The 18,685-nt window shown below is 31.6% G+C and carries 19 protein-coding genes and 2 pseudogenes; 8 read left to right on the top strand and 13 right to left on the bottom strand.

The window, feature by feature from the left end; all coding sequences use genetic code 11:
• Positions 1 to 121: 121 nt before the first annotated feature.
• The 3 genes and pseudogenes from FBF11_RS03645 to FBF11_RS03635 form a co-directional block, all read right to left on the bottom strand.
• Complete coding sequence (locus FBF11_RS03645) at positions 122 to 1,198, bottom strand: filamentous hemagglutinin N-terminal domain-containing protein (RefSeq protein WP_002874873.1); 1,077 nt, start codon at positions 1,196 to 1,198, stop codon at positions 122 to 124.
• Between the two features lie 11 nt (positions 1,199 to 1,209).
• Positions 1,210 to 3,137: pseudogene (locus FBF11_RS03640) on the bottom strand (hypothetical protein).
• Positions 3,067 to 3,786: a hypothetical protein gene (locus tag FBF11_RS03635; protein ID WP_002852321.1), complete on the bottom strand. Its 720-nt coding sequence runs from the start codon at positions 3,784 to 3,786 to the stop codon at positions 3,067 to 3,069. The pseudogene FBF11_RS03640 and the gene FBF11_RS03635 overlap by 71 nt, the downstream one beginning before the upstream one ends.
• Positions 3,787 to 4,112: 326 nt before the next feature.
• On the opposite strand from FBF11_RS03635, the gene FBF11_RS03630 reads away from it, so the two are divergent.
• A complete protein-coding gene (locus FBF11_RS03630; RefSeq protein WP_057042314.1) occupies positions 4,113 to 4,868 on the top strand; it encodes a transporter substrate-binding domain-containing protein in 756 nt (251 codons plus the stop codon).
• Between the two features lie 23 nt (positions 4,869 to 4,891).
• Here FBF11_RS03630 and FBF11_RS03625 read toward each other — a convergent pair whose 3' ends face one another.
• The 3 genes from FBF11_RS03625 to FBF11_RS03615 all read right to left on the bottom strand — a co-directional run bounded on the left by FBF11_RS03625 (position 4,892) and on the right by FBF11_RS03615 (position 7,610).
• Complete coding sequence (locus FBF11_RS03625) at positions 4,892 to 5,530, bottom strand: HAD family phosphatase (RefSeq protein WP_002781807.1); 639 nt, start codon at positions 5,528 to 5,530, stop codon at positions 4,892 to 4,894.
• Positions 5,531 to 5,692: 162 nt separating this feature from the next.
• Complete coding sequence (locus FBF11_RS03620) at positions 5,693 to 6,985, bottom strand: RNA-guided endonuclease TnpB family protein (RefSeq protein ID WP_002915795.1); 1,293 nt, start codon at positions 6,983 to 6,985, stop codon at positions 5,693 to 5,695.
• Positions 6,972 to 7,610, bottom strand: coding sequence for an IS607-like element ISChh1 family transposase (locus FBF11_RS03615; protein WP_002782963.1), 639 nt, complete (start codon positions 7,608 to 7,610; stop codon positions 6,972 to 6,974). The genes FBF11_RS03620 and FBF11_RS03615 overlap by 14 nt, the downstream gene beginning before the upstream one ends.
• Positions 7,611 to 7,742: 132 nt before the next feature.
• Here FBF11_RS03615 and FBF11_RS08635 point away from each other — a divergent pair, with 132 nt between their 5' ends.
• The 5 genes from FBF11_RS08635 (at position 7,743) to FBF11_RS08630 (ending at position 11,169) form a co-directional block, all read left to right on the top strand.
• Positions 7,743 to 7,877 (top strand): relaxase/mobilization nuclease domain-containing protein, encoded by a 135-nt coding sequence (locus FBF11_RS08635; RefSeq protein ID WP_086243386.1) that lies wholly within the window; start codon positions 7,743 to 7,745, stop codon positions 7,875 to 7,877.
• Positions 7,878 to 7,928: 51 nt separating this feature from the next.
• Positions 7,929 to 8,303: a TnpV protein gene (locus tag FBF11_RS03605; RefSeq protein WP_001129922.1), complete on the top strand. Its 375-nt coding sequence runs from the start codon at positions 7,929 to 7,931 to the stop codon at positions 8,301 to 8,303.
• A gap of 366 nt (positions 8,304 to 8,669) precedes the next feature.
• The gene (gene tet(O), locus FBF11_RS03600) at positions 8,670 to 10,589 is read left to right on the top strand and encodes a tetracycline resistance ribosomal protection protein Tet(O) (RefSeq protein WP_002857791.1); all 1,920 of its coding nucleotides are present in this window, start codon (positions 8,670 to 8,672) and stop codon (positions 10,587 to 10,589) included.
• A 51-nt stretch (positions 10,590 to 10,640) separates the two neighbouring features.
• Positions 10,641 to 10,814, top strand: a complete 174-nt coding sequence (locus FBF11_RS03595; protein ID WP_002779755.1) for a cysteine-rich KTR domain-containing protein — start codon at positions 10,641 to 10,643, stop codon at positions 10,812 to 10,814.
• Positions 10,815 to 10,983: 169 nt separating this feature from the next.
• Positions 10,984 to 11,169, top strand: a complete 186-nt coding sequence (locus FBF11_RS08630) for a hypothetical protein (RefSeq protein WP_237930813.1) — start codon at positions 10,984 to 10,986, stop codon at positions 11,167 to 11,169.
• On the opposite strand, the gene FBF11_RS03585 is transcribed toward FBF11_RS08630, so the two are convergent.
• From FBF11_RS03585 to FBF11_RS03560, 6 genes and pseudogenes are all read right to left on the bottom strand, one after another.
• Complete coding sequence (locus FBF11_RS03585) at positions 11,128 to 12,012, bottom strand: ABC transporter ATP-binding protein (RefSeq protein ID WP_227575071.1); 885 nt, start codon at positions 12,010 to 12,012, stop codon at positions 11,128 to 11,130. The two genes, FBF11_RS08630 and FBF11_RS03585, sit on opposite strands and share 42 nt — an antisense overlap.
• A 6-nt stretch (positions 12,013 to 12,018) precedes the next feature.
• Positions 12,019 to 12,795, bottom strand: a pseudogene (locus FBF11_RS03580) (ABC transporter permease); the annotation flags it as partial.
• Positions 12,796 to 13,635, bottom strand: coding sequence for an ABC transporter permease (locus FBF11_RS03575; RefSeq protein WP_002784190.1), 840 nt, complete (start codon positions 13,633 to 13,635; stop codon positions 12,796 to 12,798). It abuts the pseudogene before it with no gap.
• Positions 13,632 to 14,441 (bottom strand): alkaline phosphatase family protein, encoded by an 810-nt coding sequence (locus FBF11_RS03570; protein WP_010891882.1) that lies wholly within the window; start codon positions 14,439 to 14,441, stop codon positions 13,632 to 13,634. The genes FBF11_RS03575 and FBF11_RS03570 overlap by 4 nt, the downstream gene beginning before the upstream one ends.
• The gene (locus FBF11_RS03565; RefSeq protein WP_002793291.1) at positions 14,438 to 15,763 is read right to left on the bottom strand and encodes an esterase-like activity of phytase family protein; all 1,326 of its coding nucleotides are present in this window, start codon (positions 15,761 to 15,763) and stop codon (positions 14,438 to 14,440) included. The genes FBF11_RS03570 and FBF11_RS03565 overlap by 4 nt, the downstream gene beginning before the upstream one ends.
• Before the next feature lie 10 nt (positions 15,764 to 15,773).
• Entirely contained in the window at positions 15,774 to 16,820 is a 1,047-nt protein-coding gene (locus FBF11_RS03560) for an extracellular solute-binding protein (RefSeq protein WP_002852095.1), read from the bottom strand.
• Between the two features lie 116 nt (positions 16,821 to 16,936).
• On the opposite strand from FBF11_RS03560, the gene corA reads away from it, so the two are divergent.
• Both corA and mog read left to right on the top strand, forming a co-directional pair.
• Positions 16,937 to 17,920, top strand: a complete 984-nt coding sequence (gene corA / locus FBF11_RS03555; protein ID WP_002799370.1) for a magnesium/cobalt transporter CorA — start codon at positions 16,937 to 16,939, stop codon at positions 17,918 to 17,920.
• Positions 17,921 to 17,940: 20 nt separating this feature from the next.
• Entirely contained in the window at positions 17,941 to 18,483 is a 543-nt protein-coding gene (mog, locus tag FBF11_RS03550) for a molybdopterin adenylyltransferase (RefSeq protein WP_002842823.1), read from the top strand.
• Here mog and FBF11_RS03545 read toward each other — a convergent pair.
• Positions 18,480 to 18,665: a hypothetical protein gene (locus FBF11_RS03545; protein WP_002825403.1), complete on the bottom strand. Its 186-nt coding sequence runs from the start codon at positions 18,663 to 18,665 to the stop codon at positions 18,480 to 18,482. The genes mog and FBF11_RS03545 overlap by 4 nt on opposite strands.
• Positions 18,666 to 18,685: the final 20 nt, after the last annotated feature.

Genomic DNA, 18,685 nt, shown 5'->3' with positions numbered 1-18,685 from the left:
CCCCAGCCTATTATTCCGCCAACTTTAGTATTTACAGCTGTATTAATAACGAGATCATTAACAGTCACATTTTCAAAACCCGTATAACTGTTTGCAATATTTTGCCCTACTATACCTCCAACTAAGCATCATAACCAGTTGAAGCAATTTTCAATCCTTGAATATTAAAGTTTCTTATATAGCTATTTTGAACAACTCCAAAAATTCCTACATATTGATTTGATGAATTAATATTAACATTTTTTAAAGCATAACCAGAACCATCGAAAGATTTAGCAAAAGCATTGCTTGTATTATCACCTACTATGTATGTTTTCACGCCACTAAAATCAATATCATCAATCAAACGAAAATGATCAAAAGCTGTTCTAAATTTTTCTTTATTTACATTCCAAAAATCAGCAAATTTATTCCATTCTGTTGCATCCGCAATACTTCCATATTTAGTCCAGTTTTTAACTTTACTACTATCATCAAAACTAAATTTACTACTAGAATTACCCAATAAAGCTCCATCTTCTTCAAAACTTGTTATGCTTTGTTGAATGATAGCTTCTTGCTCTGCTTTGGCTACGATATTTTTTGTATCTTTTACCACTCCAGCATCAACATAAACTTTATTACCTTCAAGTTTTAATACATCCAAAGTAATTTTTCCTTTATTGATTTCAACCTTATTTCCTATTAAAACAATATTATCTGCATTGATCTTTCCAAGATTTATAATATTTCCTTGTTTGCTTACATCAAATGCCGGAGAGAAACTAGCTCCTTTCTCTAAAAAAGTTTTGACATTATCATCACTTAAAGCTGTTGTGCTAGCTACAAATTTTCCCGCAGTAATAGTTCCTGTTTTGCCAATCAAAACTCCCATAGGATTAACTAAAAAGATATTGTTATTCCCTCTATTTAAAGCTCCGTCTATCTTAGAAGCATCTTTTTGATAAGCAATGTTTAGGTAGTTTTGATTTTTGCCGTTAAAATTTACACTTTCATTTTGTCCTATATTAAAACCGCCACCCCATTGGATAACATGATTTTGTCCTTTTCCTGTAATCGTTACAGTATTGCCAGAGGTATGGATAGTCCCACTTGTACCATGAGTAAATTTACCCCCACTTGGTAAAGCATAAGCTTGAGAAAAGAGCAAAGAACTCACCGCAAATGATAAAACTATATGTTTACTCATCTTTTTCATGTTACTCTCCTTTAAAGTATGTTGATATAAATTATTTTTGCATCATCTGAAACTTCAAAGCTAAAATTTACATTTTTCAATGTACTTTTAGCCAACTTTTCTATCTTGTTGTAATTAAATTTATTTTTATTATTTTTCATTTTTTCTAACAAATTTTCTAATTCTTGTTGATTTAACAATCCATTGTCACCATCATAAATTCCAACATCACTTTGTATGAGAATATATTTTCCTTTTGTTGGTTTATTTTTAGTAAGAATTTCCATACTTCCATTTGCAGGAAGATTGATAAGTTTTTCTATAGTCAAGATAGGATTTTTTATTTTATTTGGTAAAATAAAAGTAAAATTTTCAAAGTTATTTACCACTTCTGATTTGACATCTTGAGTATCTATAATCAAACGATTGTTTTTAGAAAAATCTTCTTGATGCGGTAGAATTTGAGTGATTATTTTACCTTTTTTATTTACTTCATGAAAAACAGAACCAGAAAGCAAATCGATATTTACATCTTTAAAGAAATTCAACTCTCCACCTAAATATAAAGTATTGTTATAAGATTTAAAATTTGAAATATCCGAAGTTCCAGATGGAGCTAAAAATATAGCATCTTGATTTTTATACTCATCTATATTTAAATTAACAAGCTCCATGATATTATCATGAGAATTTGCAGACACTCCAGCTATCAACCCCACATAACCTTGTCTTTTATCTGAGGCAGTACTAAAAGCTGTGTTGTTGATGATGATTTTATTAAAAGCACTTTCTTTATCTGCTTTTATGATGCACGAACTTTCCACGGCAGCCGAAGAACAATCTTTAAGCTTTATAAGATTGTTGTTTGCATTTTGAGTTGCTTTTAAAATAATTTTTGAGCCCTTTCCTAAAGAACTCGCTTCGGTTAAACTCTGAATGAGATTATAATTTATTTTATTATTTGAAACATTTTTAGCATTGATCATCAAACTTAAATTTTTAGATGATTTAATATTTTCAAAATTTACTTCATTATTGTTTGATTCATCGGCGATATAGTCTATACCATCTAGCGTAGTTTCACTTGTAATAAAAGCATATAAAGGCAATGAAATAACAGAATCTTTTATACTTAAGGTATTATTATTTGCTTTTCCACTTAAAGTTCTTGCCGCATATACGGTAAATTTATCAGAATAATTTTGTGGAACTTTTTCATAGGTTAAATCATTTTGTATATCAAAAACATTAAAATTCGCACCCTCTGTAGCAAAACCTCCGTAAAGATTGTAATAATTTTTTCCATAAAAATTATCACTGATTTTTAAAGGTTTTTTAAGACGAAATACAATTTTATTTCCATTAGCTTCACCATCATTAGAATACCCACCATAGAGGTTTAACGATGCATGTGTTTTAATGTTTTTATTAAGATGATCTAATGAGTTAAAATGATAAACTTCTATAGAATTTTTCTCTGCATTACCCTGTAATGTTCTTCCACCGTAAATTTCTCCAAATAAAACAGCATCATAAAAAGTTATTTTATTTTGCGAATTTACCATTAAATCTAAATTTAAATTTTAATTATTACAGAATTTTTACTTACATTGTATTTTTTAAGATTATTTACATCAGCTAAAGCACCTAAAATTTCAAAGGTCGAACGAGCTGTATACTCACCATCTGGCCCATGAAGGACGATATTGGCTGAATCGATAAGAACTTTATTGTTTTGTAAATTAGAATTTATGCCAAAAGCTCCCATTAAACGAGTAATTCTTTCATCATAAATATCCTTACCTTCTTCATCTGAAAAATACTGGGAATTATGAAGGTCAATTTTTGTATTTGACTCTAAGATTAATTTATTGTCTTTATCTTCACCATCAAAAGCTACAGATCCTGAAATATAAGGAACTCCATTTAAGGGCAAGGTGTAGATATTTTCTACACCCATTATTGATATAGGAGTTTTCTTTTAAAATGGTTTGATTGTTAAATCCCTCCCCCCTGTCAGTAAACGCCGCAGTAATTAAATACTTAAAACGATCGCCTTTTTGAGAATTATTAGGTACTCCACAATCCCCTATGCTTGGTTTGCAAAAATACACAGAAGATAATTCTCCATTTTCTAATATAAGTTTATTATTTGTTGCATTTGTATTTTGCGCATAAGCTGTTACAATAAAAGGCATAAAAGAACTAGGAACGGCTTGAGTATCTGAAGATACGGTTCCTAAAGTGCTAAAAGCTGTTATGATCTCTTCTTTTGAAGTATCCGGAGTTAAAATTTCAAGCTTGGATAAATTTTTATTTCCAGATTTAGGGTTATTATAAATCATAGTTAAATTTGATATAGGGTATTTTGACTTAGAAGCATAGAAATTTTTTCCATTAATTTTTTTAAAAATTTCTGCTTGAGGATCATAAACTTGATTATCCTTAAAAGAATGTTCAGAAATATAAAAAATTTTTCCATCCTTGCTTGCAGCCTGAACCGCCGCAAAACAAACCGAAGAAGATAAAACCACACTACAAACGCCCAAGCCAAATTTTGCATTTGTCTTATTTGTAAAAATTTTAAAAATATTAAAATATTTTTTCATCTCATTTCTTACTAAAATAAAACCTTTTGATTTATCGCAAATTGATTATTTGCAACACTATCCCGTATGTCCTGAGTTGATTATAAAATATTAATTTGATATTTTATTTTTCAATATTTAAATTTAATGAAAATTTAACAAATTTTATATTAATATATTCTTAAATAAAATTTTATTTTAAATATTAAAAGAATACTTTTATAATTATTTAAATATTATCTAAAAGCACAACATTAATATAACTTTTCTAAAAATTGATCCAGACTTAATTAAATATAAATTTAAAATAAGTATAATTTTAAAACATTTTATATCAAAGGAAAAAAATGAAAAAAATATTAAGCATTGCTCTAGTTGCTTTAGTTGGTTTATTTTTAGGTGCTTGTAGTGATTCTAAAAATAAAGAATCAAATGCAAGTTTAGAATTAAAGGTTGGAACTGCTCCAAATTATAAACCTTTTAATTATAAAGAAAACTCAAAACTTACAGGTTTTGATACTGATTTGGTTGAAGAGATTGCCAAAAAAAATGGTATTAAAATTGTTTGGGTTGAAACCAATTTCGATGGATTGATTCCTGCTTTAAAAGCTGACAAAATCGATATGATTGCCTCAGCTATGAGCGCAACTGACGAAAGAAGACAAAGTGTTGATTTTACCAAACCTTACTATATGAGTAAAAATCTTTATCTTAAGCTAAAAAACAACGACTCTCTTCAAACGAAAAATGATTTAGAAGGTAAAAAAATAGGAGTTCAACTAGGAACTTTACAAGAAAATACTGCAAAAGCTATCAAAAATGCACAAGTACAAAGCAATAAAGATTTAAACATAGCTGTTTTAGCACTAAAAAACAACAAAATCGATGCTATTGTAGCTGATCAAGATACTGCTAAAGGTTTTTTAGCTGAAAATCCAGAATTGGCAAGCTTCTACCAAGAAACAGATGGAGGGGAAGGCTTTAGTTTTGCTTTTGATAAAAATAAACAAAAAAATATTATTGAAATATTTAACAAAGGCATAGATGAAGCAAAAACTGATGGATTTTATGATACTTTAATTAAAAAATATGAATTAGAATAAGCGTGAATTTTCACGCTTATAGCTTAAAAAGTTAAAATTTCATATTTTCTCTCTTTTGCAATTTTTAAAATTTTTTCATCACCATTACATACAAAGGCTTTGCTAACAGACTCTAGTAAAGGTAAATCATTGATAGAATCACTAAAAAAATAAGAATCTTTCATCCATTTTTCATAATCTTTACCCAAATATTCCTTAAGTCTTAAAACCTTGCCTTCCTTAAAGCTATAAATCCCGTAAGCTTTTCCACTAAATTTATCACCCACACGCTCACATTTTATGGCTATGCTTTCTCTCACTCCCAAAAAAGAGGCGATTTTTCTAACTAAAAATTCAGCCGTAGCTGAAATTATAATACACCTTTGATCTTGATATTTGATTATAAGTTCTTTAGCTTTTTCATAAGGTTTTATATAAATTTTTATAAATTCATCTACTAAAGATGAAATTCTATCTTCATTTTTACCCTTAACACTTTGAAGAAAAAAAGTCATAAATTCATCCATATCAAGCTTTTTTTCTTGATATTGTTTTTGATAAAAAACGATTTTTTCTAAATATTCTTGAGGTAAAAAACCTTTTTCAACACAAAATTTAAGCCAAAGTTTAGCACTATCGCCTTGTATTAAAGTATCATCTAAATCAAATAAAACAAGCTTCATTTTAACTCTTTTGCTAAAGAAAGATTGAATTTTAAAGCGATTTTATCACCTGCTTCATAAGTACTATGAGTGCTAAAATTTAAAGTATCTACCTTAAATTCAATTTCTTGCACTCTAACCGTTCCTACAAACCTATAAAATCCTATAAAAAGATATAAAACTCTATAAATAGGATTTTTGTTGTATTCCTGTTTCAACCTTGCTAGTTGCTATTTGATTTATTGCTAAATCATTTAACAGAGCTGTCAAGTCCGCAGGCGTAAATTCGGCAAGAACTTTGCCTATTTTTTGCTTTAATTGTGAAAGCAAATTAAGACTAGCATTGTAGTCTCTATCAATGCTAATTCCACATTCATCGCAAATATAAACTCTATCTTTTAGAGCTAAATTTTCTTTTATAGTTCCACAATTAGAGCATAATTTAGAACTAGGATAAAATCTATCTACTTGATAGATTTCTTTATCGTTGTAGCTAGATTTATATTCTAGTTGCCTTTTAAACTCATAAAAACTTACATCGCTTATAGATTTAGCAAGTCTATGATTACTCATCATCCCTTTTACATTTAAATCCTCTAAGCAAAAATATTTAGCATTTGCTACCAAGCTAGAAGTAAGCTTGTGTAAAAAATCACTTCTTATATTTGCTATTTTACGATGCAATTTATTTAGCTTAATACTTGCTTTTAGATAATTGCTAGATTTTTTAATGCCTTGTAATGCTTCTTGCTTGGTTTTTGCGTGTTGCTTTTTGCTTAGCTGTCTAGCTCTTTTTATCATTAAACGATTAAACTTAGCTAATGGTTTAGGTGCTTTTATCTCTAAGCCATTAGATAAACTTAAAAACGATTTTAAGCCTACATCTATGCTAAGTGCTAGATTATTATTTTTAGCTTTATTATGAGTTTTTAGATACTCATCTTTACTAATTTGCATACTAAAAGAAACAAAGAATTTATCAGCACTTTGAGAAATAGTAAAAGAATTGATTTTACCATTAAATCTCAATTTCTCTTTCATTTTTACAAGTCCTAAATTTGGCACTTTTAGATATTTTTCATCTTTGATTATTGCTTGGTCTCCACCTATGTAATAAGAGCCGAAATTATCTTTCTTTTTCTTAAATTTTGGATAGCTTACTTTACCTTGTTTTAAATCTCTAAAAAATTTTTGAAATGCTAGATTTAGATTTAAAAAAGGCTGTTGCGTAGCATATTTACTTACTTCATAAACGAAAGGAAATTGTTCTTTTTTTATAACATTAAACTCTTTTTTAAGCTCTAAATGAGATTTTTTAATGCCTTGCTTATAGTATTCTTGCCATTTAGCAAGTCCCCAATTATAAGCAAGTCTAGCACAACCAAAGGCTTTTTTAAAATGAGTTTTAGCTTTATTATTTGGCTTTAACTCTATCTTATGAGAAATGCTAATAAGCTCATTATTATTTGCTGACATTTTCTACCACCACTTCTTGCATTTCATCTAAAAGTTTTTTATTTTTCTTTGAGCGTGAGCCATAAAGTCTAGCTGAAAATACTGTGATTATTTCCAACACATCTTTGGCTAATTCTTCTTCAAATTTTACGCTTTCTTCGCCTTTATTTATTATTATTACTTCTACTTCTTTGGCTTCACATATAGCAAATACTAGCTCAGCACCAAAGCGTAAAAGTCTGTCTTTGTGAGTTAAAACTAATCTTTTTACTTTGCCATCTAGAATTTGATTTAGCAATTTAGTTAAGCCTTTTTTATAATAATTCATACCAGAGCCTAAATCTTGTATAACTTCATAATTAAAGCCTTGTTTAGAACAATATAGCTCTAAGACTTGAACTTGCCTTATTAAATCATCTTTTTGGTCGTGGCTAGAAACACGAGCATAAGCAATAGTTTTTAAGCTATCTTTATTAAAAACTAGGTTTTTATTTATAGCTTTTAATGTTTCTAGCTTATACCTACGCTCTCCACCCTTAGTCATATCATCAGGTTTTAATAAGCCTTTTTTATCCCAATTTCTAAGAGTTTGGATAGTAACACCAAGAGCTTTACTAGCTTGACCGATTGATAATAATTTATTCATAGGACTATTTTAGCAAATTTTAAAAAATAAGTCAAGTAAAATCTATAAAATATTTATATAATTTTATAGATTTTTTTATAATTTACTTAGCAGTTATAAGCCCCGGAGCAGGCTCACAAGAACGCTGTCGAGCTGGCAGAGCATACAAAGGCATGGAAAGGGCATGAAGTTCTGATAGCCACGCATATAGACAAGGGGCATATACACACGCACTTTATTGTCAATTCCGTAAATTATGAGAACGGTCATAAGCTCCAATGGATGTAGGACGGATTTTGCGGACATTCAAAATAAAAAAGAATGTGGAGGTAACAGACAATGGCAAAATCATTATTTGAGGAACTGGGCGGCAAATACGAAAGGCAAGGGGATTATTTGATACCGTGCTTAACTGTACCCGCCGAAGAAGAACAGGCAATAGGCATCTGGGGGCAACGGCATTTAGATTATCTAAAACAGTACCGTAAAGTTACATACACCAATCTTCTTACAAGCGGCAGGCTAAACGCCTACCTTGCCGACATCAACAGACAGGCACAGGAACGCTTTGAAAGGCTCATAGAGGGTATGAAACAGGCACAGGGCATAACGGAACAGCTAAAGGCAGAAAACGCCTTAGAATGGACAGGATGCCTCAATAACATAAGGGCTTGTGCGAGGGAGATTGTGGAAAAGGAAATTATTTTTGCATAAACAGATGATTAGTGGCAGGGGGAAATCCTGCCGCTTTTTCTGCTTTAGTTTGTCAGCTTGACAAATAAAGGGTTAAGGAATATAATTAGATTCAGTTTTATACAAGGAGTTAATAAATATGCGGCAAGGTATTCTTAAATAAACTGTCAATTTGATAGTGGGAACAAAAAGTAGCAGTCCCGTTTCACTTTTAATATGGGGCTTAGTTTTTTGTACCCAGTTTAAGAATACTTTTATCATGTAATTTTATATGCCCGAAAACATATAAGTGTTTTGGGGCTATTGGAGTTATTTACCCAGTGATAGGAGTATTTATCACTGGGTATTTTTATGCCCTTTTTTGGGTGTTGATAGGAGGAAAATTACATGAAAATAATTAACTTAGGCATTCTGGCTCACGTTGACGCAGGAAAGACAACATTAACGGAAAGTTTATTATATACCAGTGGTGCAATTGCAGAACTAGGGAGCGTAGATGAAGGCACAACAAGGACAGATACAATGAATTTGGAGCGTCAAAGGGGAATCACTATCCAGACAGCAGTGACATCTTTTCAGTGGGAGGATGTAAAAGTCAACATTATAGATACGCCAGGCCATATGGATTTTTTGGCGGAAGTATACCGTTCTTTATCCGTTTTAGACGGAGCAGTATTATTAGTTTCTGCAAAGGATGGCATACAGGCACAGACCCGTATACTGTTTCATGCACTACAGACAATGAAGATTCCGACAATTTTTTTCATCAATAAAATTGACCAAGAGGGGATTGATTTGCCAATGGTATATCGGGAAATGAAAGCAAAGCTTTCTTCGGAAATTATAGTGAAGCAAAAGGTTGGGCAGCATCCCCATATAAATGTAACGGACAATGACGATATGGAACAGTGGGATGCGGTAATTATGGGAAACGATGAACTATTAGAGAAATATATGTCAGGGAAACCGTTTAAAATGTCAGAACTGGAACAGGAAGAAAACAGGAGATTCCAAAACGGAACGTTATTTCCCGTTTATCACGGAAGCGCTAAAAACAATCTGGGGATTCGGCAGCTTATAGAAGTGATTGCCAGTAAATTTTATTCATCAACGCCTGAAGGTCAATCTGAATTATGCGGGCAGGTTTTTAAGATTGAATATTCAGAGAAAAGGCGGCGTTTTGTTTATGTGCGTATATATAGCGGAACATTGCATTTGAGGGATGTTATTAGAATATCTGAAAAAGAGAAAATAAAAATCACAGAGATGTGTGTTCCGACAAACGGTGAATTATATCCATCCGATACAGCCTGCTCTGGTGATATTGTAATTTTACCAAATGATGTTTTGCAGCTAAACAGTATTTTGGGGAACGAAATGCTGTTGCCGCAGAGAAAATTTATTGAAAATCCTCTCCCTATGCTCCAAACAACGATTGCAGTAAAGAAACCTGAACAGCGGGAAATATTGCTTGGGGCACTTACAGAAATTTCAGATGGCGACCCTCTTTTAAAATATTATGTGGATACTACAACGCATGAGATTATACTTTCTTTTTTGGGGAATGTGCAGATGGAAGTCATTTGTGCCATCCTTGAGGAAAAATATCATGTGGAGGCAGAAATAAAAGAGCCTACTGTTATATATATGGAAAGACCGCTTAGAAAAGCAGAATATACCATCCACATAGAAGTCCCGCCAAATCCTTTCTGGGCTTCTGTCGGGTTGTCCATAGAGCCGCTCCCTATTGGAAGCGGAGTGCAGTATGAAAGCAGAGTTTCACTTGGATATTTAAATCAATCGTTCCAAAATGCGGTTATGGAGGGGGTTCTTTATGGCTGCGAGCAGGGGCTGTATGGATGGAAAGTGACAGACTGTAAAATCTGTTTTGAATATGGATTGTATTATAGTCCTGTAAGTACCCCCGCAGACTTTCGGCTGCTTTCCCCTATCGTATTGGAGCAGGCTTTAAAAAAAGCAGGGACAGAACTATTAGAGCCATATCTCCACTTTGAAATTTATGCACCGCAGGAATATCTCTCACGGGCGTATCATGATGCTCCAAGGTATTGTGCAGATATTGTAAGTACTCAGATAAAGAATGACGAGGTCATTCTGAAAGGAGAAATCCCTGCTAGATGTATTCAAGAATACAGGAACGATTTAACTTGTTTCACAAATGGGCAGGGAGTCTGCTTGACAGAGTTAAAAGGATACCAGCCAGCTATTGGTAAATTTATTTGCCAACCCCGCCGCCCGAATAGCCGTATAGATAAGGTTCGGCATATGTTCCACAAGTTAGCTTAACAGCTTGCAAAAGTCATATAAAATGAGATTTGAAAGGATTAGAGACTAATTATGATGAAATGCGAATGGATATTGTGTCCTGTTTGTGGGAGCAAAACCCGTAATAAAATTAGGAAGGACACTGTTTTGGAGAATTATCCCCTTTATTGTCCAAAATGCAGACAAGAAAGATTGATTAAAGTTGACAACTTGAAGATAACTGTCATCAAAGAGCCAGACGCTTAAGACGCAGAGCCGATGAAATTGTGGAACAATTCACGAATCATCGGCTCTTTTTGTTTCGTATTTGAAAGAACAAACTCACCAAATAAAAAAAACGATATTCGGGTGGGTTATTTTGTTATACCCTAAATTACCCTCTGAGTAAGCACGACCTTAAAGACTTAAAGGAACGGTGCAACGAGCAGAGCTGGGAACAGGGCTTGCATGTGCCGGAGAAAGGAAAGACATTTGCTGGAGAAGTCCGGGAAGAAACGGTGGCATGGAGCAAAGACACCTACCAGCTTTTGAAACAGGCAGAGCAGGGAAAGGTCAAAAGCTATGTGCAGGATATTGCCCTATAGCGTATGATATTACCTAGCAATGATTTTTCTTTGATCTTAGCCTCTAAGCCTTCGTTAGAAATTTCTATGGTTTCAGGACGCAAGGCTATATCTTTTTTAAAATCGTGTTTTAAACCCAAGCTATCAAGCTCTTTAGGGCTTAAAATATTGTAATTTCCTATAAAGCTAGCCACAAAATGAGATTCTGGCAAAAGATAAAGATTGTTTGCGTTGGAATTTTGTATGATTTTACCCTCATTCATTAAAATAATCCTATCGGATAACTCTAAAGCTTCTTCTTGATCGTGCGTTACAAAAATAGTGGTGAGTTCAAGTTCTTTTTGAATTTCTTTAATTTGCACCCTTAAATGCTTACGAATTTTAGCATCAAGTGCCGATAAAGGCTCATCAAGCAAAAGTAAATCAGGTTTAGTCACCAAAGATCTTGCTAAAGCCACTCTTTGCATTTGTCCGCCTGAAAGCTTATGTGGATAAGTTTTAGCGTATTCTTCAAGCTCGACGAGTTTTAACATTTTTTTCACTCTTTTTTCTATGTCCTTTTTATCCATTTTTTTGATCTTTAAACCAAAAGCTACATTTTCAAAAACGTTAAGATTTGGAAAAAGAGCGTAATTTTGAAAAACCATACCTATATTTCTTTTTTGAGGACTTAATTTAGTAAGATCTTTATCATTTGAAGAAATTTTTCCTCCATTAATTTGGCTAAGCCCTGCTATACACCTTAAAAGAGTGGATTTTCCACAGCCACTTGGGCCCAAAAGGGTTATAAACTCACCCTTTTTAGCACTAAAATTAATATCTTCAAAAATAATTTTATCCCCATAAGCTTTTTTAAAATTTTTAATCTTTAAATAAGCCATTTTGTACTCCTTAATCAAACTAGCTATAAAAGTTGTTATAAAAATTAACACAAAATAAACTATTACCAAAGCACTAGAATAATGCCCACTTTGATTTTTGATATTATAAAGATAAACTTGCAAAGTCTCATAAGCACTTCCTACAAGAATATTTGCGTATAAAAATTCGCCTATTAAAAAAGAAAAACTTAAAAAAACTGCCACCAAAATTCCATTTCTTAAATTAGGCAAGACAAGCTTAAAAATCGCTCCCATTAAAGAACCTCCAAGCATAGCATTAGATGTGATGAGTTCATTTAAATTGACATTAGATATAGCATTATCTAAAGCCCTATATATAAAAGGTAAAGCTATAGTAAAATAAGTAAAAATGAGTATCCAAGCTGTGCCTCCTATATTGTCAGCATAAAGTTGCAAAAGCCCCACACAGCTAACTATAGGAGGTACAGCAAAAGGCATGATAATAAGTATATTTACAAAGGCTTTTAATTTTAAAAAATAATAATTTAGCACAAAAACCAAAGGGAAAACAAGAATCACAGAAAGTAAAATACTGCCCACACAAACAAGCAAAGAATGCCAAAGAGCAAGTAAAAATCTTTCGTCATGAAAAAGTTCTTGATACCATTTAAGCGTAAGATCATCAGGCAAAACACTTACACCCCAAGAAGTGGAAATAGAATATAAAAAAGTAGCCATTAAAGGCAAAGCTAAAAATAAAAAAACCAAAAACAAAACTGCATAATGATAAATTTTAGCTTTTAAACTCAAATTTTCATTCATTTAAAGCACCTTAAAATTATATTTTTTAGAAAGGAAATTGGCTATAAAGGTAACAACAAGCATGATAATAGTTATAATGATGCTTAAAGCACTAGCCATATAAGGATCAAGATTGATATCGCCTGCGATTAAAGCAGCGATTCTTACAGGAGCGACATTAAAATTTCCCGAACTTAAAGCATAAATAGTCGCATAAGCTCCAAAAGCATTGGCAAATAAAATCACAAAAACACCAAACAAAGCAGGAGCGAGCAAAGGCAAAGCTATTTTTAACCAATATAAAAAATTGCCTCCACCTAACATTTTACAAGCATTTAAATGTGAATTTTCAAGACTTTTAAAAGCTGGAAGCAAAAGCAAGATTGCCAAAGGAATTTGAAAATACACATAAACAATATTTACCCCGAAATTAGCATAAACACTAACAAAAGGCTCTATGCCTAAATTTTTCAAAAACACATTAACTACACCATTGCTTCCAAGAACTATAATGAAAGCAAAAGCTAAAGGAACTCCTGAAAAATTACTTATCATAGTATTTAAAGAAAAAAGAAATTTACATATTTTTGATGGAGCTAAAACAAATAAAGAATAGCTCGCCAAAAGCCCTATTAAAAGTCCAAAAATACTAGAAATAAAACTGATTTGTAAAGAATTTATAATGCTTTGTAGATAGAATTTGGACTCAAAAATATGTATAAAATTGGCTAAAGAATAAATTTCATCCTCTTCTACATAAAAAGCATTAAAAACAATCCAAATCAAAGGCGCTATCATAAAAAAAGTAAAAACTATAAAAAAAGGTAAAATACTTAAAAAGGCTAGAAATTTTTCTTTCATTTTTTGGCCTTTAAAATTTCATCATTATATCTCTTATCGTGTTTAAGTCCTAAAATTTCACAGATACTGCCACAAATTTCATCCTGTTTTATCTTGGCATTTTCATACGAAAAAGCACTACCAAAAGTGAAAAAAGGCACTAAAATTTCATCTTCACTTAAGCCTCCATGACTTTTACCCTCTGTCATACCATGATCGCTTGTGATGATTACATTAATACCTTGTTCTAACCAAGTAGGCAAATACTCAGAAATCAAAATATCAACTTTTTTGGTTTTATTAGCATACTCAATAGAGTGTGAGCCAAATTTATGTCCTGCATCATCTATATTCATAGAATGTATAAGAGTAAAATCTAGATTATATTTGTTTCTTAAATGCTCCCCATCTGCAAATAAATGAGAATCTAAATAATCATCTTCATAATAAAAATGTCCATAAGGCAAAGTTAAATTTTCATCTTCTATGTGGCGATGTAAAGAAGGAATAAATTCTTTTTTATTATAAAGCTCAAAAACCCAATGATAAGCTGCGCCTCCAGCTTTTAAGCCTTGTTCTTTGCAAAGGTCAAAAATGCTTGTTTGTTTTGAAAAACTCAATTTATTATTAATTATCCCACTTAAAACAGGCTTTACGCCTGTTAATAAGCACTCGTATAAAGGACGAGACATACTAGGAAGTTCGCATTCTAAAGAATAAAATTTGCCTAAATTCTCTTTGCAAAGCGCATTTAAATATCCCATATTTATACTAGCACTTTTACAATTTAAGCCATCAAGCACAACTAAAATAGCTTTGGACATCATTTACTCTTTAAAAAATCTTTTACTTCAAGTAAAATAAATTCATTATCATCAGTTTTATTAGGTTCTCTACTTGAAGAATAAGGAAAGTTATTGTCATTTTCTACGACTATATGAGAGTCATCTACTATATCCACACCTTCTATGGTTTCAAAAGGAAAAACAAATTTATCATTTACCAAAGGCTTTTTAGAAATTTTATTTCTATCCTTAATATTTAAAAGATCTATATAAGAAATTTTTTGAGCTTCATGAGTTTTATCATCTAATTTAACCTTATAAATTCTTTTAAATTGAGCTACATTATTAAAACAATGCTTAGTATCTTCACCTTCTTTGCAAGCCTTATCTTTAGTGCCTTCTTTTTGATCTCTTTCTATGATGATGCCGTATTTATCATCTATCATATTAAAATCACCTATGGAATGGCTTTTATCTTCTAAGAAATATTTATAAGTTTTTCCAGTGAATTTTTTATTTTTTACATTAAATTCTATGATTCTTAGATATTCTTTACCTTTTTCATTCTCATAAGCGTTGTTATTATAAATGCTTCCTTCTAAAAGCAAATAAAGTTTAGAACCATCTTTAGAGCTTGCCATAGCTTCAAAGCCTTTAGAACGCTTGATATTAAATTTCTCATTTTCTCCATCAGGCTTATCGCTAAATTTTAAACTTGGATTATCAGGAGAAATAAGTTTTTTACCCTCCACATACACATCAAAAACTTCTTTTAAATTTCCATTCTTATCAAAATGAAGCAAATAAGGACCAAATTCATCACCTATATAAAATTCATCATTGATAACCTGTATACTCTCAGTATCAAAATCAACCCCACTTAAATACCTTTCTTTGGTTGTTTCGGTGGTTATAGGATAGGGGTATTTTTTATCACTATCTTTAAAAAAAACTGTTTTTAAAAGTTCGTATTTTGAGTTTTTAAAATCAAATTTAAACTCGTGAGCATAAAGCATGGCATCATAAGAATTATACTTTTTACCCAAGCCATTATCGCTAATTACCCAAAAAACATCTTTTTTTGGAATATATTTTATCCCACTATGTCCTTGTATAGGTTGATTTTTAAAAGGTAAATAAAAATCTGTTTCCCTGTTTCCCTTAGATTTAAAAGTTCCAATTTTTTCTTCTCTAGCGATATTTGCAAATTTCCCATAAGTTTTAAAAAAATCAGGAGCATCCTTAGGAGGTTTTACTGTACTTTTAGAATCTATGATAATATGCCCTGCTAAATTGGCCTCATACTCTTGAACTCCAAATAAAACACTGCAAAGCATAGCACTTGTTAAAATAACCTTTTTCATCCAATCTCCTTTATTTCATATCCACTATAACTTTTTCTTGCCAAAGTTGTGGCAATTCTTTAGCGCTTTTTTCCCAAGCTTTTTGATCTTTGATTGCTCTTGCATTTTTGTATTGCTCACTTGGTAAAAGTTTAGCTTTTATATCATCTGGCAAGGTAATATGATCAATTCTTATTGGCCTTGCATAACCTTTTGCTAGATTGATTTGTCCTTTATCAGAAAGTATAAACTCACGGGCTAATTTAGCCGCATTTGGATGTTTTGCGTATTTATTGATAATAGTTGTATAACCCGAAATAACACTACCATCAGCAGGGATTAAAACTTCATAACGATCTTTGCCCACTTTATCTCTATAGCCTAAACCATTAAAATCCCAAACTAAACCCACTTCAACTTCACCTTTTTCAAGATTGGCTATACTTACATCATTATTTACAAGTCTTCCTTGTTTGGCTAAAGTATTAAAAAAAGCTAAAGCAGGACTTAAATCTTTTTCATCCCCACCTAAGGCATAATTAGCTGCCAAAACTGCACTCACAGCTTGAGCTGCTACACTTACATCGCCCACGGTAATTTTATAATTTCCCTTAAGCAAATCTTGCCAAGTTTTAGGTATATCTTTTACTACATCTTTATTGACTATAAAAGCTATGGTTCCTGTATAAGCTAAAAGCCAATTTCCATCTTTATCTTTAGCCCAAGTTGGAATTTGATCCCAGTAACTTGTCTTAAAAGGCTGAGCTACTCCTTGTTTAACCGCTATCTCTCCAAAAGACGCCCCTACATCCCCTATATCACCGCTTGCATTTTTCTTTTCGGTTTTAAATTTAGCAATTTCTTGAGCTGAACTCATATCTGTATCACTATGTTCTATGTCATAAAGATTTTTAAGATCTGCCCAAGTATCCTTCCAGTTTGCCCAAGTATCAGGCATAGCTAAAGAATTTACCCTACCTTCTGCTTGCGCAGCTTTAATCAAATTCTCATCAATAGCTTGTGAATTTGAAAACAATAAAGCAACAAGACCTAAACTTAAGAAAAATTTCTTACTCATTTTTTTCCTTTCAAAAAATATTTTGGAAATTTAATGAGTTTTAGAAACATTTTAGAAACAAGTTAATTTTTAAGCAAACAAGGTTATAATTTTAAAGTCATAAACAAGGAGCGATCATGCTTTATATTTATATCAAAACTCAAAATGCTTTAGTTCAAAGAATCAATTTTAATCTCGATAGTCAAGAACTACCGCAAAATATTTTATGGATTGATTTACTTCATCCAAGTGCAGCAGAAATTGCTTTTATATCAAGTGAATTTAATCTTGAGTTTCCTACAAAAGAAGAAAGGGAAGAAATAGAGCTTAGCGCAAAATATTGGGAAGATAATGCAACAATAACCATCAATGCTCATTTTTTAGTAAGAGATCTTAAAAGTGATGAAGAAGATAGAAATTTAATCAAGCTTCGCACAGAAATTGTTACTTTTGCTACCGCTAAAAATATCTTATTTACTATAAGATATAACGAATTTAGCACTTTTGAAGAAATTCAAGCAAGGATTTTAGCTAGTCCGAAGAATTTTGAAGATGGTTTTGATATTATTGATAAAATGTTTGAAGTACGCGTTGAAAAAGATGCGGATTTACTAGAATGGATAGATAAAGAAGCAAGACGCTTAAGAACAAGTGTTTTAGAAAAAAAAGATGAATATAGTTATGATGAAATGCTAAAGGATATTTCAAGTTTGCAAGAGCTTAATATGCGCGTAAGAGATTCTTTATTTGATAAGCGTCGCGCTATGACTTCTTTGTTAAAAAGCGATAAAATCGATAAAGACATAAAACAAAATCTCACTATAGTTTTAAAAGACTTAAATTCTTTGGTTGAATTTAGCGTTTCGCAACTTAATATCTTAGATAATATCCAAACCATTTTAGCCAGTCAAATCAACATAGAACAAAACAAAATCATTAAAATTTTCACCGTTGCAACTGTTGCCATGATGCCACCTACTTTAATAGGAACTGTTTATGGTATGAATTTTAAATTCATGCCCGAACTTGAACTTCACTATGCTTATCCCATAGTGCTTGGCGTGATGGTAATTTCTATCATTTTACCTTTGGTTGTTTTCAAGAAAAAAGGATGGTTATAAAAATTTATTAAGGAGAAACAATGGATACAATAAACATAGGAATTTTAACCCTAAGCGATAGAGCAAGTAGTGGTATATACGAAGATAAAGCCACTGCTGAAATTGAAAGAGTGTTAAATTCATATATAAAAAATGATATTATTTATCATAAAGAATTAATCCCTGATGATTATGATTTGATCATTAAAAAATTACTTTATCTAGCAGATGAAAAAAAATGCGATTTGATTGTTACAAGCGGAGGTACAGGTCCAGCACTTCGTGATGTAACCCCAGAAGCCACGGAAGCCGTGTGTGATAAAATGATGCCAGGTTTTGGAGAACTTATGCGCTTAGAAAGTTTAAAATATGTCCCAACAGCTATACTTTCAAGACAGAGTGCAGGAATTCGCAATAAATCTTTTATCATTAATTTACCAGGAAATCCTAAGGCTATAAAAGAATGCCTAGAGCCTGTTTTTCCGGCTATACCTTACTGTATCGATTTGATAGAAGGTGCTTATATAGAAGCAAATGATGAAGTTATTAAGGTTTTTCGCCCTAAGAAAAAATGTCAAAATTAAAATTTATTAGCTCTGATAAGTCTGCTTAATTGTCTAGCAAGCAGACTTGCCGAAGCTTCATCTTTGCTTATCTTTTGCACTTTATTTTTAAACTTACAAAGTCTGTCATCTAAAATCACATCATTGATTGGAATTTTAGGCTTTTCTTTTTGTTTTTGTGAAATCTTTTTCTTAAAAAACATTCTTTAATCCTTTTTTTATA

It is taken from the genome of Campylobacter sp. CFSAN093224 (genome assembly GCF_012897395.1).
Lineage (GTDB): Bacteria > Campylobacterota > Campylobacteria > Campylobacterales > Campylobacteraceae > Campylobacter_D > Campylobacter_D jejuni.
The sequence above is the reverse complement of the archived record's forward strand: the minus strand, read 5'-3'. Positions and strand labels throughout refer to the sequence as shown.